This window comes from Vibrio sp. T11.5 (genome assembly GCF_027587155.1).
Lineage (GTDB): Bacteria > Pseudomonadota > Gammaproteobacteria > Enterobacterales > Vibrionaceae > Vibrio > Vibrio neptunius.
In genome coordinates, this window is sequence record NZ_JAPPTP010000024.1 from 12205 (window position 1) to 36768 (window position 24564).

The following is a 24564-nucleotide window of genomic DNA, read 5'->3' on the forward strand; positions in this document are numbered from 1 at the left end:
AAACCCTTATCTAATAGCAACTTACACCTCGATGAAAACACTCTCTCAATTAACTTATTATACCCACTTGTATTTTATTCCAAATAGTACCATTTTCAGATGGGCTACAATTTAAATAGTCAAATGAGTATTTTTTATATTTTTCAAAATTTACAGTTGGGAAACTTGTTAGATCCTCATAATCAGATCTGTTATCTATAGCTACCACTTTAGCACCTAATTTGGTAGCAAAACCACTTTGAACATACCTTTCGTAAGCATTTTCTATATCCCTTAGTTCTTTAGAGTCCAGAAGTAACAAAGGCTTATCATAAATTACAGCAACCCCCATTGATGTGCTAGCATGACTCAAGATCATTGCAGACTCTTTTGCAAGGCTTTCAAGAGCGCCAGCATAGGTTGCTCGATTATTAAAGTTACGTTTCAACTTTTCCAAGTCTGAAGTTGGGTGTGCTGCAATTATAACTTTCGTTTCGAATTTAGATTCAACATAATCGAAGAAATCATTTATTTTACGAAAATACTCATCTGATAGATAACTAAAGTCGAATCCGCAAATTTCATCATCTGGGTGCCCCATTAAGTTTTGATCCAAAAACAATATATGCTTTTTAGAGCAACCTGATAATTCAATAGCTACATCCTGACATTTCTGAAAATCCATAGAGTGTGCCATTATTTCTTTTCCCACGCTGTACATAGGTAAAATATCAGTTTTATTTCCACCTTTTACAAGATAGTCAATATATGGCCTGAAGCATTTTTTAATTAAGCACATGAAATAATATTTCACTCTTCTTACAATGCTTATTTTACTAATTTTTTTTTGTTCATCATAATGTATAGGTATAGGTGCTAGCTGTAAGGCAATTGTTTCAAGGTTATATTTATTGCAAATCTTAATTATAGGTAAGAATCTGATGGAGTTTATTGATGTTAAAACTACTACAGTTTTTTCTTCTATCTTTGACATATAATTGTCAAGTTCACGGCATGATTCAGGCTTGAATATTTCCTTGTTAGGTTCTTCTTCGACTCTCTTTGGATGAACAAGAGAGTTTAGATTAATTACATCGACTTGATGTCCATTACTTTCAAGCTCTTGAATACCCCATCGTTTTTTATCTCGCTCGGTATATGTTTTTTCTACGCAAAACAGAAATCTTTTTGTGTTCATAGTTCTCATAATACCTTCAAATCGAGAACCCATCGTCCACGATGATATTTTGACCAGTCACAAATCGGGAAAGATCAGATAACAGATAAACAATTGTACCAGTCATTTCCTCCACATTTAACATTCCCGTTCCATGTGTATTTTTACGATATGCCTCAAGGAAACCTGCTGGTTGCCTATCTAGAATACCACCAGGACTTACACTGTTAACTCTAAAGCGACTATCATTTATGTAGCTTGCTACATATTTATTGAGATGAATAATAGCCGACTTAATCGCAGCATATTCAACCGGCATGGTCATTACAGTATTCTCGTACACCGAAAACTTTGGAGCAATGACTCCATAAATAGAGGATATATTTACTAATGAGAAAGGGAGTTCTTTATCAACAAAGTATGCAGCACACTGCTGAGCAAACAAAAAAGCGCTACCCAAGTGAATACTTACATTTTCATTAAAACTATCTAGCGTTACATCAAAAAACTTAGCGCCATAGCTATTAGTTCTTGGGTAAGTACAATTGACTGCTCCTGTTATCCCCTCAACTTGTTGCCAAAATCGAGTTAGACCTTCGCTATCAGTAATGTCTAGCTCACAGATCGTAAGGTGAGCACTATTAACATCAACATCAACATCAACAGAAGACAAACGCGTCTTTAGATGCTCAATGGATATATCCGTTGCAACAACCTCACCTCCAGCCAATAGAACTGATTTAACAACATTAGCGCCTAGTAACCCACCCGCGCCGGCAACAACAATCTTCTTATCTTTAAGCGTTTGATTCATATATAATCTTTTTACCTACAAATAGATATCCTGCTTATGATAACCTTATCTGCTGAACATCAAATGCACCATACCGGCCGGCAGAAGCTACACCTATCGAGCTTACAGACCTTAATGGTAACGTATTAAAGTCAAAAGTATACGTATACTCTATTCCTGGTGTCTGAATGTCGAAGTTGTCATGATAATAGTTACCTTGTAGTGTTTTTATTGCTAAAAATGGCTGAGGTCCAAACAACTCACCACTAAGAACTCTGACCTTTAGAACATTTTGCTCTACAGAAGCCGCCAGTTTCAATGGTGTCCTGTTGGTATTCTCAGTAACGGCGACAGCAGCTTGCTCTGCTCCTGAAAACTTCACTTTTACACTAGGATACTCAGACCTCAGGGACTCCACTAATCCTCTTACGTAATTAACATTCGGCCTAATATCTCTATAATCATGATCCGCAAATGCTAAAATAGCGGACCCCATATTATCTGCCTCTGCAAATGCAGAAGCCACATGATGTTTTTTGAGTTCATTAAAACGCGTACCTACATTCAAGCAACGGAAAATATGGCGTCTGCAGTTCCCTAGAGATTGATAGTCATCATGACTGGGGTTGTAACCTCTCCATGAGGAGCTCGCTCTTCTCCAATCTCCAAAGCGGCCAGACACTAGATCCAATTGGCCATCATCAACCTCGTAGAATTGGTTAGCATAATCAAATGGGATCCATTGTTCTAAAAACATATGGATATCTTGACGCTCAGTGTGGAAACCAGGCCTATTTACAGTTGGGAACCACCCTTCGTCGATAACTCTCCTACATAAAGACTCTAACAAAACATCGTATGAATTGACGTAATTTGTTGCACACTGCAGAGGGTTTCTACTGAAAGATAATGGATGATAATGCCAATTTATCTCATCGCACTCACTATTCGTTTCCTTCAACTTTTGCCTGTAAAAACGGAAAACATTCCCAAACCCTAAATCTTTTCTTCTAGGGTTATCCGAGTACCCTACATGATCCATACAATGCCAGCTGTACACCCAACCTTCATTAGCATCATCAATAGTTTTCTTACGAAATGCCTCAGACAAAGCATCATCCAGCATCCTATCTATTTGTGACCAATTATTGTTATATTGAAGCAAATGCGGGGCAAGCATTTTACTAACTTCTTTTTCAAAGCCATCTAAGTTAAGTTCAGCGTTTTGCAACTTTCTTAAATTTTCTCGTGACGGCTCAATATCTTTAACCACATTACCATAGACATTCTTAAGCCGCTTAAAGGTATCCACTAAATCTTCAGTCAATGGCCCTTCAGTATCAATACAGTGTACTACATAAAGGGTTTTCTGTTTATTTTCATTCATTCAATTAATCCGAGCTTATGCAAATCAGAAATGATCTCAAAAAGTTAATTACTCTTACCTTAAGAAAAAGCTATCATCTATGACTACTGTATGTCCTGAAATGTCTTCGTACTTCCATAAAGCAAAAACACAACAGCACCAACAACTTCTTTAATGTCGAGCTTGCGTGTAATACGCCTTTAAGAACGCCGCTCATAAAGCATCCCATCCGGTTTAAACTTTTAATGTAGAAAAACTACACTTAGCATCTGAGGTAACACGTTTCTTTAGATGATTTAGTTTGAGAATGACGTAATTTAACAAAATTCTTAAACTAGCCCACCTCTCAAAATCAACTCTGCAAGCTTAAAGTCATAAATATCATCGATATCAACAGCCCGCTCTTTTGGTACTTCTATACATGTTACTTTACCAGAGAAAATACCATAGTTGTTTAGCACAAATTCAGGGGTCGTGGCATACACGACTGTCGTAATATCATAGACTTCTGGCGAATCTTGCCTTCGTGTAACATCAAACGTTGGAGGGCTTACAAGCTCGACAAATCCTTCATCATTATTTATCACCATGTTAAAAAAGGGACTACGTTGGGAAGGCGTAACAGAAATACAAATATCAGCATTCACCAATTCGCGCTTGATAATTGCACTCTCGACATCTAAGTGGTTTCGCAAAGGACTAGTGGTTGGCAAGCTAACAAACCCTGAAAAGTCACCATAACGCTCTTTCACCCAATTTATCGCATGTCGCCAAGATAGCCACTCAGGACTAGTGTCAGTAGCTAGCTCATGTGGCCTGCGAATAACGACTGCTCCAGAATCTTCCGCGATATCTGCAATAGTATCGTCATCTGTCGAAACAAATACTTGGCTAATATTAGACACTGATTGAGCTGTATCTATTGCATATAGTAATAATGGTTTTCCTGCCAAAGGCTTAATGTTTTTACCAGGGAGCCCTTTTGACCCTCCCCGAGCAAATATAAATGCAAAATTTCTCATATCAGCTCTCTATATATTCAGCATTCTTCTTGACATCAGAAATAAAACAGACTGTTTTCTTTGCTTCATCTAAGGTGGTACAACTATTTTTGTTGCCTTTTATTAGTTGTACAAAATCTTCAATCATTTCTAGATACATTTTATTCTTATCCCAATCAAACCCATTGTAAACAACCCTGACGCCTTCTGAAGTTGCAAGAGTTACACTGTTTTTGATTAGATCCCATTCTAACCGCCCTTTACTACCTATAAAGCTGCATCGTCGGTATGCTTCTCGTTGGATAAAATCCAAATGAAATGTTACGACTGTTTTACTCTGATTGAGAGCTACGATATCAACCATATCCTCAACATCCAAACCAAGCTCGACTGATGAACGTAAAATAGAATGCTGTAGTGTTAATGGTCCAAGAAGCCACTGAGCATAATCTAGTTCATGACTCAGCTCTAACAATGCTCCTCCACCCAATTCTCTACTCGAAGAAACACTATCGTAGTAGTTTTTGTTAGGGCGCCAATTAGGTAGATACTGACCAATTTCAATATGCGCATTGTATAAAACCCCAATGGCATGCTCAACTAACAACTTTTTTACCTGAATGGCTGAGGATAAATAGCGTAAACAATATCCTACGGCTACAGGTGTTTGGTGTTCTTCCATCGCCTGTTGAAGTTCACTAGCATCCTGTTTCGTCACAGTTACTGGCTTTTCAATTAACACAGGAATACCAGCTTCAATCAAAGGTAAAGCATGACTCGCATGAAACGGAGCAGGAGAAGCGACAATCACTAACTCTACTTCATGCAGAACTAGATCTTGAACATTAGAAACTAAAATATCGCAATCGCTAATAATTTCCTGAGGAACCCTACCACTAGCTGACATCGCAAAAAGAGTGGCGTCGGGAAACAGCCGTTTCAAATTGCTTCGATGTCTAATTGCTATATTACCCAAACCAATAACAGCTACTTTTTCCATTACTAGTCTAACCCTAATGAGTGAATATCAGCTTGAGCTCGATTGAAGTCATCCATACGACCAATATCAAGCCAATACTCATGAATCGGGAACATCAGCACATTATTTCGTTCGTGCATGTGCTGTTCTAAGAGTGTCGGCATGTCGATATGGTGATTCTTAGGTACTGAGGCAATAACACGTGGAGACACTACATAAATCCCAGCGTTCACAAAGAAGCGTTGTATTGGTTTCTCAACCATACTGCTGATCTTGTTTCCTTCACCATTAATAACACCATAAGGGATTTGGTAATCATACTCGCGGACACACATCGTAGCATCAGCGTCGTTTTCCACATGAAAATCAAGTAAACGTTGAAAGTCGACTTTAGTGAGTACATCGCCATTCATCATGATAAGTGGTAAACCTTCAGGTAGGTCTTTCGGAAGCAAACCTAATGCGCCGCCTGTACCAAGAGGTTGTTCTTCATGCACATAACTAATATTGACACCCAATTCACTACCATCACCAAAGTGAGCTTGGATTTGTTCTGGCATATAGTGAGTAGAAATATAAAAATTGACAAAGCCCGCTTTAATGAAATTTCGGATAACCGTTTCTAAAATAGGTTTATTACCGATGTGAAGCATTGGTTTAGGGCAAGTGTCAGTAAGAGGTTTTAAGCGAGTCCCAAAACCACCGGCCATAATAAATACTGGATTTCGATACAAAGCACGCCCAATGGTCCCGCGTAACGTTTCTAAACCAACTAACTTACCAGCATCTATTAAAGGGATAGACAAAATGCCTTTTTTTTCCATCTCTAAATAAAGCTGATCTTTTGGGGTGCTTACATCTGCTGTTACAGGGTTAGAATTCATAACCAAACTCACTTCATCATTCAGTGAAAGATTGTTTAATAAACCACGCCTCAAATCCCCATCAGTCACAACCCCGCATAACCTATCTAAATTGTCTGTCACCAAAGCAATTCTTAGAGACTCTGTGTTAATAATCTCTAGAGCATCACGTAACGTATCTGTAGGGTGAATTAGTACATTTTCCCAAGAGAAACTCATATTCTACCTGTTATTAATAAGTTTTAGTTTGAAGACATTAAACTAGTAGTTGCTTTAGGCGGATATAAAACGGCATCACATTCTAATGGTTTTGTGAGACAAGCCCCTGCACCTACAATAGCACCACTGCCGATAGAAATCCCTTGGATAACTATTGAACCAGCCCCAACATAAACATTTTCATTTGTCTCTACTTGACCACACAACGTTGCTTTTGGAGCGATATGATTATAAGCACCTATTTTACAATCATGCTCAACCAAAGCACCTGTGTTGATTATACTATGGCTACCCACTGTTGCCCCAGTCTGAATTATCGCCATGGGTAAAATCTGAGCACCAGCTTCGATTTTAGAAAACGGTGAAACGAGTGCACTATCGGCGATGATCGTCTCAAACTGGTAACCTAATGAAAGAAAGTGCTCATTAATTTTTTGCTTAAAACCGGATTTGGGCATCATCCCAACACCGTTGACCAAAAGAACTTTGTCTTTGTCAAACTTTAGAATATCTTCATCCTTTTCAAGGATAGAGATTCCTTTGAAAACAGTGCGTTGACTGACATCGTCAGGGCTGATCACGGCAAGGATTTCTCTTCCCTGAGTAAGCAATATTTCAGCTAGAACAGAGGCATGACCGCCTCCACCAATCATTACAATAGGAAGATTCAACTCATCACTCAATGATCAGCTCTCCTGTTTTGTATCCTTTGGTTGCTTTAGTGCCAAGAAGTTCCCAATAGCGATAAGGGGACATACCAATGCCTGGACGCTTAATTGTGAGGTTAGATTCTGTTAACTTTTCACCCTTTTCAATATCCGTTGCTGCTACTAAGCTTTTTCGTGCTACGGATTTGTTTTTCACTTCAGAAACTGTAGGAGTTTTTACGCTAGAGCCTAATGCAATCTCAATCTGACGGATGGCTTTTACCATTGCCTCTAGCTCTTGTGGTTCTAGAGAAGCCTTATGGTCTGGACCTTCCATGTTTTTATCTAACGTAAAATGCTTCTCTATAAGAACAGCACCACGAGCAACAGCCGCAATTGGAATCGTAATTCCTTCACTGTGGTCCGAATAGCCTGCCGCCAAGTCAAATGCTCGCCCTAGCGTATCCATTGCTCTTAGGTTGATTTCTTCCATTGGAGCAGGGTATTCCGTTGTACAATGAAGAATTGTTACTTTCTCTTTTAGCGCTTTTTGACCAGATTCTGATGCATAAGCTTCTTGGAAACCTAGCATCGAAGGTTCTGCTTTTTCATCTGCTGTATAACCAAAAGCAATCACTCCAAGAGCTGTCTCAATTTCGGAAAGTGTTGCCATACCTGTTGATACAATAAGATCGCAACCCGTACGAGCATGAGCCAATACAAGAGGAGCGTTCGTTAACTCACCAGAAGGCAACTTCAAGCGCGTTAAACCAAGATCATTGACTAAGAAATCTAAACTTTCTAAATCGAAAGCTGTTGATAGAAACTCAATACCAAGAGACTCACAGTATTTGACGAGATCATGGTGGGTCTCGTACGACAGTTCTAAACGGCTTAACATCGCTAACTGAGACTCTTGCTTTTGAGTATTTGTTACTTGATATTCAGCTTGCTTAGCCTCTTCAGTAACTAGGTTTTTTGCTTTAAAAGTTTGGAACTTTACTATATCCGCTCCGGCTTTGTGAGCAGCATCGACCAAAGAAAACGCTAGTTCTTCTTGGCCATTATGGTTTACACCCGCTTCGGCAATAATCAAAGTCATTATTGTCTCACTCTACTTTCTTGTTTAAGTCAGGTTCAATGTTTACATCATAAAAAGACTTACAAGGATCAAAATCCAGTCCTTTAATCATCTCTATGACTTTCTTGCTACTATTACCTTGGCCGTAGGGGTTAGCAATATTTTCATCTTCAGCTTTATACTCTCGGCTCACAGCGAGACCAATCGCGTTGCTGATGGATTCTTTCGTAGCAGTGGTGTTTAAAACACTTTTTGCGGCCAAGCGTCCCTTTTGTCTAGCCCCTATATTCACTGTAGGAACATCAAAAGCTGGTACTTCAATAATACCACTCGACGAATTACCAATAACTGCAGCCGCATGCTTTACCGAGCTCAGATAACGCACTTGCCCTAGGGATGGGATTGCCAAGACACGTTTTGGTTGGCTTGCTGCATAATCTTCTAGCATTGGGATAATTCGTCGACCCCCGTCATCTGCGTTAGGGTAAGTTAATATAACTTGATGATCAGGGTATTCATCCAAAGCATCTAAAAGCGATTGAAAGCTTTCCTTTGGAGATTCGTTACCCAGAGTAACAGGGTGATAAGTAACAACAAAATAAGGTTTTGTGAGCTCAAAACTTAGTGATTCACTCAACTCAGAAACCGTCATAAAAGACGCTCGGTTTAGGTGGTCTAAGCCAATTGCACCAATATTTCTTACACGCACTGGTGATTCACCAAGTTGAATCACCCGGTTTCGGTATTCGTCTGTCGATGTACCATGTAGGTAACTCAGCTTGGTAATCGCATGACGAATTGCATCGTCATAAGCACCTTCTGTTATTTCACCACCATGAAGGTGAATGATCGGAATACGAAGTATCATAGCTGTTTGCGCTGCAGCGAGCGCTTCAAAGCGATCCCCAAGAATGACAAGAACATCTGGCGCTTGTCGCGACAAGGCATCGGCAAACCCTAAGACCCCCAGCCCCATACTTTTCGCTGTACCTACAGCGGAATCAGAAGACAACAAAATCTCTATTTTCTCATCGATATTGAAGCCATCTTTTTCAATTTGTTTGTAAGTATCACCGAATTCCGGTGATAGGTGCATGCCAGAAACAAGCAATTGAAGTGTTAGGTCAGGATCGCTTTGTATGTCCTTTAATAGCCAAAAGAGCAAACCATACTCTGCTCTTGTACCAGTAAAGACCGCAACCTTTTTATGTGTCTGCGTCATGTATGTATTAAACCTACTTAGCCTTTGATTTCCACTGGAGTACTTGGAAGATTGATTAGGTGCGCTTCAATAAACTCTGAGTAAGTTAGGTCACCACGTATTGCATTCTCAAACATAGGTAATCTGTGCATGAGCTGCCAAATAGGTCGAGTCATCACGCCTGAACCATTTGTGCCTTTAAGTACCTCTTCGCGACGCTCTTTATCCGGACAAATGATTGCATTTAACCAATAGTTTGACTTCGCATACTCTGGCTCAGTGACAAATTTAAAATCTGTACCTTTGAAGAAGTTTTTATAGCGTTCTGCAAGCAATCTCTTTTGCTTCAAATACTGCTCGATAACTTCCATCTGTGCACATCCCAGAGCAGCATTCAGGTTAGGCATGCGGTAGTTAAAGCCAGGTTCATCATGGAAGAACTCATACGGATGAGGAACCTTTGCTGTCGTCGTGACATGCTTAGTACGCGCACCTAATTCTTGAGTCTTACATAACACCATGCCACCACCGCCTGTGGTGATGATCTTATTGCCATTGAAGCTGACAGCACCAAAATCACCCATAGTACCGGTGTGCTTGCCCTTATAAAACGAGCCTAGGCTTTCTGCGGCGTCTTCAACCAACGTGATGTTCCATTTCAAGCAAACGGCAACCAGTTCATCAAGCTCTACAGGGTGACCAAACGTGTGCATTGGTACAACGGCTTTGATTCTTCTACCTGTTTTTTTATGGATACACCCCGCGTCTGTGACTTCAGCATTCTCTTCTAAAAATGCATCCACAGCCTTAGGGCACAACCCTAAACTCACTGGAGATACATCCAGAAAAATAGGCTCAGCCCCCATATGATAAAGAGCATTACAGGTTGCAACAAAAGTCAAAGCTTGCGTGACGACCAAGTCGCCTCTTTGAACATCAGCCATGTACAATGCGGCATGCAATGCTGCTGTGCCATTCACTGTCGCTACAGCTTTAGCCGTACCAGTGTAAGCTTCAATTTTTCTCTCAAAATCATCAACAAATTTACCGACGCTAGAAACAAATGTACTTTCAATCGTTTCCATTACGTACGCTTTTTCGTTGCCATCGAACGTCGGTGCATGTAAGGGAATAAATTCGTCTGTTTTGTAAGTATCTCTCACAAATTCAACAATAGATGTCGCTTTCATTGAGTGCCCCACTTACATCTTGCTATCGAGGTATTTACCCGTTTCTTTGTGCCCAAAATCAGGGATCATGGTAAAGAACAGTTTCACAATCTGCTCTTTAGTCCAAGCTCGCTCACCTTTCATCTCAGAGATGCTGCTTTCAAACAAAGTAAGAAGCTCTTGCTCATAAAGAGGTTCATTTTTGATGATGCCCAGATTTTCGAATCGAGACATATCCAGCTCTTCTTTATCTGTAAAAAACTCTTCGAAATCTTTTTCACCTGTTGTATCACTTGCAGTAAACAAACATGGCCACTTGCCTTGCTCTGGAAGCGTATGTACAAGTTGACGTGCTTCTTCTTCTGTCCCACATAGGTGAGGTTCAAAACCAAGTTGCTCTAGGTATTTCACCGCAATATCTGCAAACGAAATAAGATGCAGAGCTTCACTCAGTTTCGGGAAGAAAATGTCACGGTTTTCACCAAAGATACAAGACATTAAGCATAGTTCACCCGACTCTTGAGGAGTAACAAAATAACGCTTTATGTCGTTTGGTGCTACGATAGGTTGACGCTTTTGGATACGTTGGTTAAATCCGTGTAGCAGCGAACCATCAGAGAATGCCACATTTGCAAAGCGAGCAGTTGAGATTGCCATTTGCTCACTTTTACGCATAAGGAACATTTCCATAATGCGCTTTGACGCCCCCATCATGTTAACAGGGTTTGCAGCTTTATCTGTTGAAACACAGAAGTACTTTTTCGTACCGGCATCAATAGACTGCTGAATTGTTTTGTCGGTATTAAAAACATTTACATCGATCATACGCATCAATGTATAAGGATCTTTTTCACTTCTAACATGCTTAAGCGCAGATAGGTTCAATACATAATCGAACTTACCATCGGCTTTAATGAATGCGTCGTACTCTAGAGAACCAATGTCCAAAGCAAATGTTTGGAAGTCACCATCGATGTAACCAAATGAACTACGAATATCTCGAACAAGCTCTACCATATTGTTTTCGCTAATATCAACAACATGTAGCTTCTTAGGATTGCGTTTGAAAATTTCTTTGGTTACGGCTTGGCCAATTGAGCCAGCACCACCCAAAACGAGGAAACTTGACGCAGAAACAATGCGTGATAATTCTGCTTCATGGTTTTCAATATCTTTTGTAAACAAGGCTTCGTCACGACCGATTAAAGACAAGGTGTTACTCACTCAGAAATTCCTTAATTGATATAGCTAGCAAAATTAGTGGGAGTATATCTAGAAAGCGGATTGAAAGACAGGTTACAAACAAACAAGCACGGTGATAGAATTAAAGAAATACACTTTAATTACAACTGAGGTCACCATGATCATCGTAACTGGCGGTGCTGGCATGATTGGCAGCAACATCATTAAAGCTCTTAACGAAAAGGGCATTAACGACATTTTGGTCGTAGATAACCTAAAAAATGGTAAAAAGTTCCAGAACCTTGTAGACCTTGATATCTCGGACTACATGGACCGTGACGATTTTCTTACGCAAATAATGGCAGGCGATGATTTTGGACCAATCGACGCTGTTTTTCATGAAGGAGCTTGCTCTGCCACCACAGAGTGGGATGGTAAGTATGTGATGCTCAATAATTATGAATATTCTAAAGAGTTACTTCACTACTGCCTAGAACGTGAAATCCCATTCCTTTATGCCTCTTCGGCTGCGACTTATGGCGAAACTGATACTTTCATCGAAGAGAAAGAGTACGAAGGCGCATTAAATGTATATGGTTACTCAAAGCAGCAATTTGATAACTACGTACGCCGTATTTGGAAAGATGCTGAAGAACATGGCGAACAACTGTCTCAAATAACTGGTTTCCGTTACTTCAACGTTTATGGTCCACGTGAACAACACAAAGGCTCAATGGCATCTGTTGCCTTCCACCTGAATAACCAGATGAACGCAGGTGAAAATCCAAAGCTATTTGCAGGCAGTGAGACTTTCAAGCGTGACTTCGTATACGTCATCGACGTTGCAGCAGTAAACCTATCGTTTTTGGAAAGCGGCCAGTCAGGGATCTTTAACCTAGGTACAGGCAATGCAGAATCTTTCGAAGAAGTCGCTAAAGCGGTGATCAAGTTCCATGGCAAAGGTGAGGTAGAAACTATTCCATTCCCTGAGCACCTTAAAGGCGCATACCAAGAATTTACTCAGGCAGACCTGACAAAACTTCGCGCTGCAGGCTGTGATCACCACTTCAAAACAGTCGCAGAAGGCGTTGCTGAATATATGCAGAAGATAAACAAGTAGCCTCTGATATTTTAAAAGCTTACTATAGAAAGGTGGTTTCAATACCACTTTTTTTATTGCCTCTTCACTAGATAAAGGTAAGTTGTGACAAAACCAGCAATTCTTCATATTTGTCTTTCCCAAGGTTGGGGGGGATTAGAGATGTATCCGATTAGAACTGGCAAAGAGTTTCTTGAGCGTGGCTACAAAGTTTACGGCCTATGTACCAGTGACACACAAGTTGCCAATGGAATGAGAAACGTTGGTATCGAGACCTTTGAGATATCAAGCAAAGCGCAATTAGTTACATCTCAGCTGTTAAAACTGAACCAATGGTTAAAACAAAGAAACGTTGAAATTATTCATTGCCATAAATCTGGTGATATTCTTATTTCTGCACTACTGAGTTTATTCACTAGACGGAAAACTTTTTTCACAGAGCACATGGGAGTTACTCGCCCTAAAAAAGACCTTTATCATAAATGGGCCTATTCACATATTGACCAGATTTTTTCGATCAGTGATGAAACCTATAAACGCAATCTAAAGGCACTCCCTGTACCTAAAAATAAAATCACCCGACTCTGGTTAGGTACTGACATTCCATTGCAGCCAATTGATAACCAAAATCAAATTTCTACTATAAAGTTTGAATTAGGGTTACCTAGGGATAGTATAATTATTGGTAATCTAGGTAGGATCTGCTCGGGTAAAGGTCAAATGGAGCTTTTAGAGGCGTTCAATTTACTGAAAGGCACATACCCCGAGCTTCATCTATTATTAGTTGGAGGTTTAGATGTTTCAAAAGGATCCGATAACACTTTCGTTAACCAGCTCAAGGATAAAATTGATCACTTCAATTTAACTCAGCACGTCCATCTAGCTGGATTTAGAGTAGATACCAATCGTATGCTCGCTGCTATGGATATTGTATGCCTACCAAATCACAATGAAGCTTTTGGTTTAACTGCAATAGAAGCCATGGCAGCCCAAAAGCCCATCGTAGCTGCTAATACTGGAGCACTGCCAGAAATACTAATATCAACAGCTTTATTAACGAACCCATTAGAACCTCAAAAAATAGCAGATAATATAGAATCTTATCTTCTTGACAATGAGTTGATGAAGAAGAACTCAGTTCTAGCTTATCAACGAGCACTGTCAGAGTTTTCGATGAATGCACACATTGAAAAGCTTGCAAAGCATTATCATGAGTTCTACCCCTCTCGACAAGGCTGACTTAATCTTAGCTCCGCTTGGTTCAGTGAAAATAGACCAGCCACAAGGGTGAATAAATAAGTTGTATGCGCATGGTGGAAAGGGACATCAGATAAGCCCGCAATGAAGACGAGCACAACCAGTACATGGGCTATGACACTCTCCTCTTCTTGAGTCTTATACAGCATTATTGGGTAAAAAAGCCAAACCATCATAAATAAAAAACCAAAAAAGCCGTATCTAGCGAGAATATCTATATATTGATTGTGGAGATGAGATTGTCGATGGGCAATCCCATGAGGAACTTCACTAATTCTTTTCTCTAATACAACGTCGCCAGCCCCAACAATAGGCATTTCAATCCACACGTCAGCCCCCAACGCCCAAAGTGCTAATCGTGCACCAATAGATGTTTCATAGTCCCCTTTACTTATAGAATTAAACTCAGAAACTGTTTTGTCAATACGTTCATTTATCATAGGCTTAAATGAAAAATAAATAGCACTCAAACCTATCAATGTGATACTCCCCAGCTTCACAAGTGATAAAGCGTTGAAGCTCCTATAAATTACGAACATCATTACTATTAGATATGCAACCCAGACTCCACGAGAATCAGTCAAGATTAACGCCCATAGAGATAATAAGAAGCCAGCAATACATAAACCCTGAATGGCTCTAGACTGAAAGTACTTAGTCAAAGCCAAGCAAGATAAAGAAACAAATGAGCAATAAAGAGCATAGGGTATTGGGTTAGTGGCCATACCGACTCTTTCTAGATCTAGGTAATAATGCTCAAAAATAGCATTAATTCCACATACATATGCAGATAATATAACCGTATTATAAATCCAAGCTCTAGAAAACTTACTCCAAGGGATAACAGACAAGTAAATCAAACATGTTAATAAAGTCCTAGGCAATCCAAAATTATCATCTCTCCAAAAATGCATAATAGAGAAGTATGCAAAAGCCAGACTGCTAGCTAAAAAGAATTTTTTGTAATTATGCTGGTTAAAATTACTCTTAATACATTGTCTATATCTTATTATGCTGTAAATAATAACGATAGCAGCAACTCTTGAAACTAAATACTTAGTATCCGTGAAGTTAAATATTGAGATTAAAACTAAAAAAACTGGAGAGAAAAGAAATACTTTCTCCAAATATTGAACTATATTCTTCATCGATACTTTCTGTTGTAAATACGCAAGATAATTTTTCTATACAGTGAGTAAAGCTCTCGAGTCGGCTTTCGATACCACGCTGCTTTACTTTCTTCACCAAGTTGAATTGTTGTTGCGAATTCTTGAGGGTTTTCAACAACAGCAGGGGAAAGTATATAAGATGGCATATCATGTAGATACAAGGATCCTACATAATTATCTACTGGCATACACCATCGTTTAGAGTTACTGACAAGCTTTTTTGCTGCCCTAGGTGAAATAGCATAACACCGAAGCCCGCCATAGTTATTCGTCATAAAAGAGATGCTAAAGTTATCACCCTCTTCTTTAAGACACAAAACCCCTTTGTCTGTTTTAGGCTCTAAGCGCAAAAAACCATAACGTTCGATTTTTTCATCAACAACTTTCAAGCTACTTGGAAAGGAAGGTAAGATGGCAGCATCATCTTCAAAAACTATAATTGGCTCGTCAAGCTCAATCGATTTTTTCCATAGAAGGTAATGACTTCCGTATACACCGAGCTCCCCTTTTGAGGGCATTCGTCCACTTGTAAGCCATAGACGTTTAGCATAGCTATAATTATCGAACAATTTGTGAGGCGGCTCCGCTCTACCGTCTACTGCATCAAAAAAATCAAAATCAATATTAAGTTGGTCTAGTTGATTCTTGATGTACTCCCTACGTTCAGGGCTACGCTTTAAACTAATAACAAATATTTTCACCAAACACTACCAAACCAAGATAAATAGACGACATTAGACCATACATGACGAGCAAATTGAACCAAATTTCAGCAATTCTCACGCGAACCTAACGTTGTTCGTTCAACACTTGCCGATGGGCACTAATACCACCATAAAGAAAAAGCAACTAGTTTCACTCAAAGGTCTGTTTCATATGTTTAGCACAGCTCATTCATAGCTAAGATCAATAACTATAAACCCAGCTATGCTAACTGTTTTTCAATCACTAATAGCCAATATGATTACACAGTCATCGCTTTATATTTAAGCGAATGAACTATAACATATGTAGTGATATGGATTAATAGGTAAATACAATGTTCAGCTTGACCAACAAGTTAAGAAACAAAATAAAAGTATCGGGTCGTCATCGAATTATGGTGGACACATCCTCAAAAATAAGACAATGCAAGATTATTATTAAAGGAGAGAACAATACCTTAAAAATAGGAAAAAATGTAAATTTACGCCATAGCACAATTGAAATTGATGGAACCAATTGTCACTTAATAATCGATAATGACACTATCATAGGGCATGATTGCTACCTTTCTGTCAGAGAAAATGGAACTAAGCTCAAAATTGGCGAAGAGAGCATGCTATCTCGAAACGTGAAGATTATGACCAGTGACGGGCATAATATTATTAAAGGTGGAAAGCGCATCAACGGCGCTCAAAGCATCGAAATCGGCCCTAAGGTTTGGCTTACAGACAATGTAACTATTTTAAAAGGTGTTACTGTCGGAGAAGGATCTATCATTGGCATCAACTCTACCTTGACCAAATCAGTACCACCTAGAGCTATTGCTGCTGGTAACCCTGCCAAAGTAGTACAGAATGAAGTATCATGGCAGCATGAACTGACTTATTAGATGCCCCTATCTTCCTAAATGAAAATTCTCATTATCGGTCCCTCTTGGGTTGGCGACATGGTGATGTCGCAAAGCTTGTATGCAATTCTAAAAGATAAGTATCCAGATTGTGAGCTGGATGTCCTTGCTCCTGCTTGGTGTCAACCTATCCTAGAACGCATGCCAGAAGTAAACAAAGCCATTGAGATGCCGATTGGACATGGGGACTTCAACCTATTTGGTCGAAGAGTAATTGGGCATGAGTTACGTAAAAATCATTATAGTCATGCATTCATATTACCTAATTCGGCAAAGTCAGCCCTAATTCCATGGTTTGCTGGAATACCAATACGAACTGGCTGGAAAGGCGAGTTCAGATATGGGCTACTTACAGACCTTCGCCCTGATAAGCGTGTATTTCAATATATGGTTGAAAGGTACGCAGCTCTCGCTTCGACTTCTGAAAAAATGTTGGAAGAGGTTAGGTTAGCCCATTGCCCAAAACCCAGTTTGACTGTCGACACCACTTCACAAATCGTAGCTAGGCAAAGACTAAATCTAGATTTGCAACTTCCGGTTGTAGGCCTCTGCCCTGGCGCGGAGTTTGGCCCGGCCAAGCGTTGGCCAGACCAGCACTATTCTAAGCTTGCCAAACATCTCATAGATAAAGGCCAGCAAGTTTGGTTATTCGGCTCAGAAAAAGACAGAGCTGTCACCGAAAACATCAAATCCACTCTTACCCCAGAGCAACAACCATACTGCTTTAACTTAGCTGGTGAGACTTCGCTAATTGAAGCGGTCGACCTACTCGCAGCTTGCCATACTGTTGTATCTAATGATTCTGGCTTAATGCATGTTTCTGCAGCAGTAGGGTGCAATATAGTTGCGATTTATGGCTCTAGTTCACCAAAATATACTCCGCCTCTGACTGACAAGTTAGAAATGGTGCATACTGACATTGAGTGTCGACCGTGTTTCAAACGCGAATGTCCGCTTGGTCACCAAGACTGTCTCAATAAACTAATGCCTTCTCAGGTAATAAATGCTGTTGACAAATTTCTAGAGCAATAACTCATGAAACACCTATGGTTTGAGCGTGGTGCTTACGCTTCTAAAAAAGCACGCAAGTATATCCAAGAAGATTTTAAGCCTAAAGAAATCAAGAAGATAGCGGTGATTAGACACGCAGCCCTTGGTGATCAGGTTATTGTTCGCCCGTTTCTAGTTGAAGCTAGGAAGTTTTTTCCTAACGCTGAAATTACATTAGTTCCGGTATCCAACTACATGTATGGAATACCAAGTGACTTAGTTGACCGTGTTCATGTGATGCCTGGAAAAGAATCAGGAAAAACAACATCCACTAGAGAAAAAATTATAAATATCAAGCAACTAGGTGAGCAAGATATAATTTTCGATTTGGCAAGCACTAACCGCTCTCATTGGATGACAGCCTTAAGTACAGCCAAACTAAAGATCGGGTTCCCATACAAATGGTACTTCTGTGGTACTTTGTTTAATATTACCGTTCATCGTTCAGACTTTCAGCCAGAAGTGGAATGCATGTTAGACATGCTAAAGCTACTGGGTCACAACCCCGCTCATCCACTGGACTTCGCCTATCCGGATCATCGCGAACTGATGGACACCGAAGCTCCCTTTATACTCTATTTTAACGGGGCTTCGCAGCTGAGAAAAATATTATCCAAAGAGCAAATGTTTGCAGTGTTAGAAAAGGCAATCCAAGAGAACCCGCATCATACTCATGTGTACTTGGAAGGAAAAAATGACTTTGAGAAAGGGGATTTTTGTCAGGAATTGCTTAAGTATTCAAATTTTAAGATTCAACCTTGCTTACCTTTGGAGCAACTTGTCGAGTTGACGGCTAAAGCTACCTTGATGGTTGCTCCTGATACAGGTGTTCGTAACGTAGCCATTTCAACCCATACTCCGACCGTAGGTATCTTTTACTCAACTGTCCCGTTCAGATACACTCCGCTTTATGAGCAACACAGCATTGTTATGAAGTCCAATGGTGACGTTCCTTCAGTTGAGCAAATTACTCAGGCTATCCAAAGAGCATTGCAAAACTAGCTGCTCTCCATCCGATCATAGAAAGAGAACATGAATAATGAATAATTTGTCCATTCTGATCGCCAACCGATTGATTCGCTTAACTGGCAATATTTTCAAGGTGTTATCATACCCATTTCATTACCTGTTCCCAAACAAGCGCTTTACTATTCCGGCACATTCTCCAGCCAAAATAAAACTATCAAGCTCGAGAAGAATTCCTCGAAAAATCTGGCAAACAAACTTTACAGACCAAGCAGCTCTACCTGTTTATTTGAATTACCTTTTTAACCGTTTGCTCACTCTGCACTGCGATTATAACTATGTAAGTACCGAGGCTCGTGGAGAGTACCTAAAAGAAAATGCATCTGCAGAGGTTTATGACGCCTACTCAAGATTAACCAATGGTGCTGCACAAGCAGATTTGTGGCGCTTGGTGGTTCTAAATCAAAAAGGTGGGATATATATGGATATTGACGCTACGGTGGTTTGGTCTTTGGATAAGCTACTGGGTAATGACCACGACTCTCTGTATATAAAAATAGACAAAAACACCCGATTCACTAACTACTTTATTGCGACTGCCCCAAATAACCCTGACTTGGAAAAAGCAATAGAGCAAGCGGTATACAACGTAAATAATTATGAGCCTTCAATGGGAGTTTACCATTCGACAGGCCCAACCGTTTTACATAATTTGCTCATTAACAGAGACGACGTAAACGTTCGGGATCGTAAGTTCGTGTGTATTCAAGGAACTTTTACCAACGAATATTTTCAATACATCGACAAACCTCGTGGTAAATGGACCCACATTAACCCAGAAGAACTTGTCAAAAAGAAATGATCATTAGAATGCTTTATACGGTGCTGCTTTCATTCGCAGCACCTTTTCTACTTTACGGGCTCTTCAGAAAAAAGAGTGGCAAGCCCCACGTAGGGAAGCGCTGGAAAGAGCATTTTGGTATTTCTCCTAAGTTGAACACGACTAAGCCCTTGTGGATACACGCTGTTTCTGTAGGGGAAACGATCGCCGCAACCCCCCTAATTAAACAGATAAAGCAGTCTAGTCCTAACACCATCATTCTACTAACCACCACCACACCGACAGGCGCTAAGCAAGCGGAAACTCTTGGTGATTTAGTCGAACATCGCTATATGCCCGTTGATTTTAGCTTCGCAGTTCGAGCTTTCATCAAGCGATTTTCACCGTCACAGCTTCTAATTATTGAAACTGAACTGTGGCCCAACACTTTGGCCCAAACTCATAAAGCTAGCATCCCCGTTACCATCATTAATGCACGTCTATCAGAAAAGTCCTTCCGAGGTTACCAGCGCATTTTACCTTTGTTCAAGCAATGCATCTCACCTTTAACAAAGGTATTGTGCCAATATGAAAGCGATGCCAAGCGCTTTGAAAAACTCGGGGTGCCGAAAGAGAAACTGGCGGTTACGGGATCAATCAAATTTGATATCCAAATCAGTCAAGAATCAAAAGACAACGCACAGTGTCTTAAAGGAAACATAGGTTCGGAAAGGCCAATATGGATTGCTGCCAGTACACACAAAGGTGAAGATGAGATAGTACTGGAAGCACACAAACTATTATTACGAAGTTTGCCGGACGCATTATTGATCCTTGTCCCAAGGCATCCTGAACGATTTGGACAAGTAGAACAGCTTGCAGACACTTTGTTTTCAACCATTACACGGACCAGTACTCACAACGTACAGCCGTCAGTGCAAGTATATATCGGCAATACTATGGGTGAGATGATGACATTTTTAGGTTCATCCGATGTGTGTTTTATGGGAGGTAGCTTACTGGGTAAAAAGGTTGGCGGTCACAATCTGTTAGAGCCAGCTGCACTTGCTAAACCCACTCTGACAGGGCCAAGTTATTACAACTTTGCCGATATCACTGAGTCATTGATATCCTCTGGAGCATGTCAAATAATTAATAATGCTGAAGAGCTAGCTAAAGCATTACAATTTCTATTGGAACATCCAATGAAAGCTCAAGCACAGGGAATAGCAGCCTTGGAGATCGTTAATTTAAATGCCGGTGCTCTCAAAAACACACTCCACCACGTTAATCTATAAGTAAGGTATGCAATGAAAAAGCTAGTTGTTGATCTCGATGGTACATTAACCCAAGCCAATACTTCTGACTACAGAAATGTTCTACCTCGCTTAGATGTGATTGAACAGGTTCGGAATTATAAGAATCAAGGTTTTGAAATTGTCATAGCCACTGCTAGGAACATGCGTACTTACGAAGGTAACGTCGGAAAAATTAACATTCATACATTGCCTATCATTACTGAATGGCTAGATAAACACGATGTACCTTATGATGAAATCATTGTAGGTAAACCTTGGTGTGGGCACGAGGGGTTCTATATTGATGATCGTGCCTTGCGACCATCAGAATTTGCAACTCTAAGTACTGATGAAATTAACCAACTGTTTGAGAAAGAGAAGAAATGTTCTTAATCATGTCAGGGGCCTATGTGGGTCAAGAACTTGAATCAGAGTTTGGCAAGATCCCTCCTAGTTTTTTGCCTCTGGGTAACCGAAGACTCTTTCAACATCAACTAGCGTTAGCTCCTGAGGGTGTTGAACTGCTCCTATCTATTCCTGAATCATTTCAGATATCTTCAATAGATAAAGCATGGTTGGACGATCACCATGTCAATGTACTAGCAATTCCCGATGGTTTGAGTTTAGGCGCATCTCTGGTAGCAGCGCTAAATATATCTGGTCATAGCTTGTCCAAACCTCTTCACGTTCTATATGGAGACACTCTGTATCGGAAGTTACCAGTGGGAGACGATTTAGCTAGCATTTCTCATGCAAAAGATAGCTATAACTGGGCTGTATTAACCGATGACAGTGCACACTGGCTTAAGGATAGCAACACACAGACAACCAACGATTCTCAAAAAATTATTGATGGGTATTTTAAGTTTAGTAATCCGAGAGAATTGATTAAGAATATCACCCAGAGCGAATGGAACTTCATTGAGGGATTAAACCGTTATCATAGTAGCGTCGGTTTGACACCAGTAGAGTCTGACAACTGGCTTGACTTTGGTCATGTGAATACTTACTACCGTTCAAAAGCTCAGTTCACCACTCAGAGAGCCTTCAATGAACTGACTATCAATGCAAAATGGATTGAAAAGTCTAGCTCAAAGGACAGTAAAATAGCGGCGGAAGCTAACTGGTTCTCAGAGTTACCAGCTGAACTAAGGGGAAATATTCCTCAGTATCTAGGTACCACTAACAAAGACGGTAAAACATCCTACCGATTAGAATATCTGCATCTCACTGCTTTGAATGAGCTATTCGTCTTTTCTAAACTACCCGGACACATATGGAACCAGATACTTGCTAGCTGCATTGAGTTCTTATCTTTATGTGAAAAAAGTAAAGCCCCTAATAACTGTTCCGGTAACTCGCTAGATGCCTTATTTTCACAAAAAACTAAACAGAGATTGAACGATTATTGTCAATCACATGGTGTGTCCTTGGACCAACAATGGATATTTAACGAATCTGACAGCGTTTCGATTCGAGAGATACTGACAGAGAGTGATAAACATCTGCCGAAAAGTCCCAGCTTGGACTCTGTCTTACATGGAGACTTTTGCTTTAGTAATATTCTTTATGACTTCAGAGCAGGTAAAATCAAAACTATAGACCCTAGAGGCATGACCCCCAACGGTGAAAAAACCATTTTTGGTGATATACGTTATGATTTAGCCAAGTTGAGCCACTCTATTTTGGGCCTGTATGACTGGATCATTGCAGGCTACTGCTCAGTCAAGATTCAAGACGGCGAGATCTTTTTGCAAATCGCAGAAGAGAATCAGCATAAGGAAACTCAACAAGCTTTTATAGAGCTCATCGAAAGTGAGTTTGGCCTGACAGCTCATAACTTGTACGCAATGCAAATTCAGTTATTTCTTTCTATGCTGCCACTGCATGCCGATGATTCATCGCGCCAACAAGCTCTATTTGCTAACGCATTTCGTCTTTACCATGTCCTAGTAAGGTTAAAACAATGATTGTAATTCCAATGGCGGGCATGAGCTCTCGCTTCTTTAAAGCTGGTTACACCAAGCCTAAGTATATGCTTGAAGCTCATGGACAAACGCTGTTTGAACATTCAGTACAGAGTTTTCAGGCTTATTTCTCGACTGTACCATTTCTTTTCATTGTGAAAAACGTGTTCGATACTCCACAATTTGTGCGACAAAAAGCACAAGAAATGGGTATTACGGAATTCCATATCTCGATATTAGAGGAAGATACAAGAGGCCAAGCAGAAACCGTCGCACTGGGCATCGAGCAGCTACAGTCTAAGAGGATAGATCATAACGGCCCTATTACTATCTTTAATATTGATACTTTCAGACCAGACTTCCTATTGCCTGATGTAAGTACGAAAAGTGATGGCTACTTAGAAGTATTCAAAGGTGAAGGGGCTAACTGGTCATTTGCCAAACCAGAAAGTGAACATACAACGCGAGTTATACAAACAGCGGAAAAGAACCCAATCTCTGATTTGTGCAGTACGGGATTGTATCATTTTAATCACCAGAAAGACTTCTTAGATGCTTACTATCAATACCTTGCCAAGCCAGTTCATGACTGGGAAAAGGGCGAGCTCTACATTGCACCTCTCTACAATTTATTGATAGAACAAGGGTTGGATATTCACTATCATCTAATCGACCGCAATGACGTGATATTCTGTGGTGTACCTGATGAATATACAGACTTTTTAACCAAGGCGAAGTAATAATGAAAATAGCGGATAAAGATATCTCTTTTGTCGTTCAGGGGCCAGTTCAAGAGAACAAAGATAGAAAGCAACTATCCGGTATTACTGAAGAGTGTTTAAAATCAATACGCTATTATTTCCCACAGGCAACGATCATTCTTTCTACATGGAAAGGGCAAAATCTTTCAGGGTTAGATTACGATAAATTAATCGAGCTTGACGACCCTGGCCCTAACTATATCGTCCAAGATGGCACCAAGGTAAAACTCAATAACAATCGTCAGATTTACAGCTCCTATATGGGTCTTAATTCTGTTAAAACCAAATACTCAGCCAAGATTAGAACAGACAACAAACTGACAGGACGCGGATTTGTCGAACTTTTTGAGCAGTACTCTCAAATCCCAAGACAACCTGAGTTTAGTATGCTGAATTCTAGGGTAGTCACTAGCAGCACATTTTTCATTTCATCGCATGCTGGTAAACCAGTGTATTTCCATAAGAGTGATTTGTTTGACTTCGGTGAAACTCAGGATTTGCTAAAAATTTGGAGTGAGCACCTTATTCCAGAACTCAGCTTTAGTAAGAAGTCAGGCTATAAATCTCGTTACCCTGCGACAGAACAATTTCTCTGTCTAAGCTGGATTTCTCGTTTGCTTGGAAAAGACTATCATATCAATACTAAAGCGGATGATGACGCTGGTCTTGGGAAAGGTTATTGGAAGAACTTTATCGCCAACAATCTTATTGTCGACTTACCTGAGAACATCGGGCTAGATGTTACAGAACGCTTTTATAAGCGGGGGAATTTAGCGCTAGAGTATGATTTGAAGGATTGGCTTTATTTCAATAACCAAACGAAAAAGCCAATAGATAAAAAAAGACTTTATCGCTGCTACAGAGAACTGATAGGCCAGGGAATCAGGGCAATAAAGCCAAGTTAGCCC

General features: G+C 40.1%; 24 protein-coding genes. 11 read left to right on the forward strand and 13 right to left on the reverse strand.

Annotated elements, in window-relative coordinates:
* Positions 1-49 precede the first annotated feature (49 nt).
* The 11 genes from OH455_RS18940 to OH455_RS18990 all read right to left on the reverse strand — a co-directional run bounded on the left by OH455_RS18940 (position 50) and on the right by OH455_RS18990 (position 11699).
* Entirely contained in the window at positions 50-1177 is a 1128-nt protein-coding gene (locus tag OH455_RS18940) for a hypothetical protein (RefSeq protein WP_269982430.1), read from the reverse strand.
* 16 nt (positions 1178-1193) lie between these two features.
* The gene (locus tag OH455_RS18945; RefSeq protein WP_269982431.1) at positions 1194-1970 is read right to left on the reverse strand and encodes an oxidoreductase; all 777 of its coding nucleotides are present in this window, start codon (positions 1968-1970) and stop codon (positions 1194-1196) included.
* A gap of 34 nt (positions 1971-2004) precedes the next feature.
* The gene (locus tag OH455_RS18950) at positions 2005-3336 is read right to left on the reverse strand and encodes a hypothetical protein (RefSeq protein WP_269982432.1); all 1332 of its coding nucleotides are present in this window, start codon (positions 3334-3336) and stop codon (positions 2005-2007) included.
* A 308-nt stretch (positions 3337-3644) separates the two neighbouring features.
* The gene (locus OH455_RS18955) at positions 3645-4337 is read right to left on the reverse strand and encodes an acylneuraminate cytidylyltransferase family protein (protein ID WP_269982433.1); all 693 of its coding nucleotides are present in this window, start codon (positions 4335-4337) and stop codon (positions 3645-3647) included.
* 1 nt (position 4338) lies between these two features.
* On the reverse strand, positions 4339-5316 hold the full coding sequence (locus OH455_RS18960) for a Gfo/Idh/MocA family protein (RefSeq protein ID WP_269982434.1): 978 nt from the start codon (positions 5314-5316) through the stop codon (positions 4339-4341).
* A gap of 2 nt (positions 5317-5318) precedes the next feature.
* A complete protein-coding gene (locus OH455_RS18965) occupies positions 5319-6377 on the reverse strand; it encodes a nucleotidyltransferase family protein (RefSeq protein WP_269982435.1) in 1059 nt (352 codons plus the stop codon).
* Positions 6378-6400: 23 nt separating this feature from the next.
* Positions 6401-7060 carry an acetyltransferase gene (locus OH455_RS18970; RefSeq protein ID WP_269982436.1) on the reverse strand — a complete coding sequence of 220 codons (660 nt, stop codon included), beginning with the start codon at positions 7058-7060 and terminating at the stop codon, positions 6401-6403.
* Positions 7053-8126, reverse strand: a complete 1074-nt coding sequence (gene neuB, locus OH455_RS18975) for an N-acetylneuraminate synthase (RefSeq protein ID WP_269982437.1) — start codon at positions 8124-8126, stop codon at positions 7053-7055. Before neuB ends, OH455_RS18970 begins: the two co-directional genes overlap by 8 nt.
* Positions 8127-8133: 7 nt before the next feature.
* A complete protein-coding gene (gene neuC, locus OH455_RS18980) occupies positions 8134-9327 on the reverse strand; it encodes a UDP-N-acetylglucosamine 2-epimerase (RefSeq protein ID WP_269982438.1) in 1194 nt (397 codons plus the stop codon).
* Positions 9328-9344: 17 nt separating this feature from the next.
* Positions 9345-10496 (reverse strand): LegC family aminotransferase, encoded by a 1152-nt coding sequence (locus OH455_RS18985; RefSeq protein WP_269982439.1) that lies wholly within the window; start codon positions 10494-10496, stop codon positions 9345-9347.
* Positions 10497-10508: 12 nt separating this feature from the next.
* On the reverse strand, positions 10509-11699 hold the full coding sequence (locus OH455_RS18990) for a UDP-N-acetylglucosamine 4,6-dehydratase (protein ID WP_269982440.1): 1191 nt from the start codon (positions 11697-11699) through the stop codon (positions 10509-10511).
* Between the two features lie 136 nt (positions 11700-11835).
* Here OH455_RS18990 and rfaD point away from each other — a divergent pair, with 136 nt between their 5' ends.
* Both rfaD and OH455_RS19000 read left to right on the forward strand, forming a co-directional pair.
* The gene (gene rfaD / locus OH455_RS18995) at positions 11836-12777 is read left to right on the forward strand and encodes an ADP-glyceromanno-heptose 6-epimerase (RefSeq protein WP_269982441.1); all 942 of its coding nucleotides are present in this window, start codon (positions 11836-11838) and stop codon (positions 12775-12777) included.
* An 84-nt stretch (positions 12778-12861) separates the two neighbouring features.
* Entirely contained in the window at positions 12862-13995 is a 1134-nt protein-coding gene (locus OH455_RS19000; RefSeq protein ID WP_269982442.1) for a glycosyltransferase, read from the forward strand.
* Here OH455_RS19000 and OH455_RS19005 read toward each other — a convergent pair.
* Both OH455_RS19005 and OH455_RS19010 read right to left on the reverse strand, forming a co-directional pair.
* Positions 13974-15161: an O-antigen ligase family protein gene (locus OH455_RS19005; protein WP_269982443.1), complete on the reverse strand. Its 1188-nt coding sequence runs from the start codon at positions 15159-15161 to the stop codon at positions 13974-13976. The genes OH455_RS19000 and OH455_RS19005 overlap by 22 nt on opposite strands.
* Positions 15158-15883, reverse strand: coding sequence for a glycosyltransferase family 25 protein (locus OH455_RS19010; RefSeq protein ID WP_269982444.1), 726 nt, complete (start codon positions 15881-15883; stop codon positions 15158-15160). Before OH455_RS19010 ends, OH455_RS19005 begins: the two co-directional genes overlap by 4 nt.
* Before the next feature lie 338 nt (positions 15884-16221).
* On the opposite strand from OH455_RS19010, the gene OH455_RS19015 reads away from it, so the two are divergent.
* The 9 genes from OH455_RS19015 to OH455_RS19055 are packed head-to-tail and all read left to right on the forward strand — an operon-like array spanning position 16222 to position 24561.
* On the forward strand, positions 16222-16776 hold the full coding sequence (locus tag OH455_RS19015; protein ID WP_269982445.1) for an acyltransferase: 555 nt from the start codon (positions 16222-16224) through the stop codon (positions 16774-16776).
* 18 nt (positions 16777-16794) lie between these two features.
* Entirely contained in the window at positions 16795-17826 is a 1032-nt protein-coding gene (gene waaF / locus OH455_RS19020) for a lipopolysaccharide heptosyltransferase II (RefSeq protein WP_269982446.1), read from the forward strand.
* Positions 17827-17829: 3 nt separating this feature from the next.
* Complete coding sequence (locus tag OH455_RS19025; RefSeq protein ID WP_269982447.1) at positions 17830-18846, forward strand: glycosyltransferase family 9 protein; 1017 nt, start codon at positions 17830-17832, stop codon at positions 18844-18846.
* A gap of 37 nt (positions 18847-18883) precedes the next feature.
* Entirely contained in the window at positions 18884-19672 is a 789-nt protein-coding gene (locus tag OH455_RS19030) for a glycosyltransferase family 32 protein (RefSeq protein ID WP_269982448.1), read from the forward strand.
* Positions 19669-20928, forward strand: a complete 1260-nt coding sequence (waaA, locus tag OH455_RS19035) for a lipid IV(A) 3-deoxy-D-manno-octulosonic acid transferase (RefSeq protein WP_269982449.1) — start codon at positions 19669-19671, stop codon at positions 20926-20928. The genes OH455_RS19030 and waaA overlap by 4 nt, the downstream gene beginning before the upstream one ends.
* Before the next feature lie 12 nt (positions 20929-20940).
* Positions 20941-21321, forward strand: a complete 381-nt coding sequence (locus OH455_RS19040) for an HAD hydrolase family protein (protein WP_269982450.1) — start codon at positions 20941-20943, stop codon at positions 21319-21321.
* Positions 21312-22898: a capsular biosynthesis protein gene (locus OH455_RS19045; RefSeq protein WP_269982451.1), complete on the forward strand. Its 1587-nt coding sequence runs from the start codon at positions 21312-21314 to the stop codon at positions 22896-22898. Before OH455_RS19040 ends, OH455_RS19045 begins: the two co-directional genes overlap by 10 nt.
* Complete coding sequence (locus OH455_RS19050) at positions 22895-23635, forward strand: glycosyltransferase family 2 protein (RefSeq protein ID WP_269982452.1); 741 nt, start codon at positions 22895-22897, stop codon at positions 23633-23635. The genes OH455_RS19045 and OH455_RS19050 overlap by 4 nt, the downstream gene beginning before the upstream one ends.
* The gene (locus OH455_RS19055; RefSeq protein ID WP_269982468.1) at positions 23635-24561 is read left to right on the forward strand and encodes a WavE lipopolysaccharide synthesis family protein; all 927 of its coding nucleotides are present in this window, start codon (positions 23635-23637) and stop codon (positions 24559-24561) included. Before OH455_RS19050 ends, OH455_RS19055 begins: the two co-directional genes overlap by 1 nt.
* Positions 24562-24564 lie beyond the last annotated feature (3 nt).

Coding starts and splice junctions, on each gene's coding strand:
- OH455_RS19040 (WP_269982450.1), top strand. CDS start 20,941: ATGAAAAAGCTAGTTGTTGATCTCGATGGTACATTAACCCAAGCCAAT.
- waaF (WP_269982446.1), top strand. CDS start 16,795: ATGAAAATTCTCATTATCGGTCCCTCTTGGGTTGGCGACATGGTGATG.
- neuB (WP_269982437.1), bottom strand. CDS start 8,126: ATGACTTTGATTATTGCCGAAGCGGGTGTAAACCATAATGGCCAAGAA.
- OH455_RS19025 (WP_269982447.1), top strand. CDS start 17,830: ATGAAACACCTATGGTTTGAGCGTGGTGCTTACGCTTCTAAAAAAGCA.
- OH455_RS18945 (WP_269982431.1), bottom strand. CDS start 1,970: ATGAATCAAACGCTTAAAGATAAGAAGATTGTTGTTGCCGGCGCGGGT.
- OH455_RS18965 (WP_269982435.1), bottom strand. CDS start 6,377: ATGAGTTTCTCTTGGGAAAATGTACTAATTCACCCTACAGATACGTTA.
- OH455_RS18985 (WP_269982439.1), bottom strand. CDS start 10,496: ATGAAAGCGACATCTATTGTTGAATTTGTGAGAGATACTTACAAAACA.
- OH455_RS19030 (WP_269982448.1), top strand. CDS start 18,884: ATGAATAATTTGTCCATTCTGATCGCCAACCGATTGATTCGCTTAACT.
- OH455_RS18955 (WP_269982433.1), bottom strand. CDS start 4,337: ATGAGAAATTTTGCATTTATATTTGCTCGGGGAGGGTCAAAAGGGCTC.
- OH455_RS19045 (WP_269982451.1), top strand. CDS start 21,312: ATGTTCTTAATCATGTCAGGGGCCTATGTGGGTCAAGAACTTGAATCA.
- OH455_RS19005 (WP_269982443.1), bottom strand. CDS start 15,161: ATGAAGAATATAGTTCAATATTTGGAGAAAGTATTTCTTTTCTCTCCA.
- neuC (WP_269982438.1), bottom strand. CDS start 9,327: ATGACGCAGACACATAAAAAGGTTGCGGTCTTTACTGGTACAAGAGCA.
- OH455_RS19050 (WP_269982452.1), top strand. CDS start 22,895: ATGATTGTAATTCCAATGGCGGGCATGAGCTCTCGCTTCTTTAAAGCT.
- OH455_RS18950 (WP_269982432.1), bottom strand. CDS start 3,336: ATGAATGAAAATAAACAGAAAACCCTTTATGTAGTACACTGTATTGAT.
- OH455_RS18960 (WP_269982434.1), bottom strand. CDS start 5,316: ATGGAAAAAGTAGCTGTTATTGGTTTGGGTAATATAGCAATTAGACAT.
- rfaD (WP_269982441.1), top strand. CDS start 11,836: ATGATCATCGTAACTGGCGGTGCTGGCATGATTGGCAGCAACATCATT.
- OH455_RS19015 (WP_269982445.1), top strand. CDS start 16,222: ATGTTCAGCTTGACCAACAAGTTAAGAAACAAAATAAAAGTATCGGGT.
- OH455_RS18940 (WP_269982430.1), bottom strand. CDS start 1,177: ATGAACACAAAAAGATTTCTGTTTTGCGTAGAAAAAACATATACCGAG.
- waaA (WP_269982449.1), top strand. CDS start 19,669: ATGATCATTAGAATGCTTTATACGGTGCTGCTTTCATTCGCAGCACCT.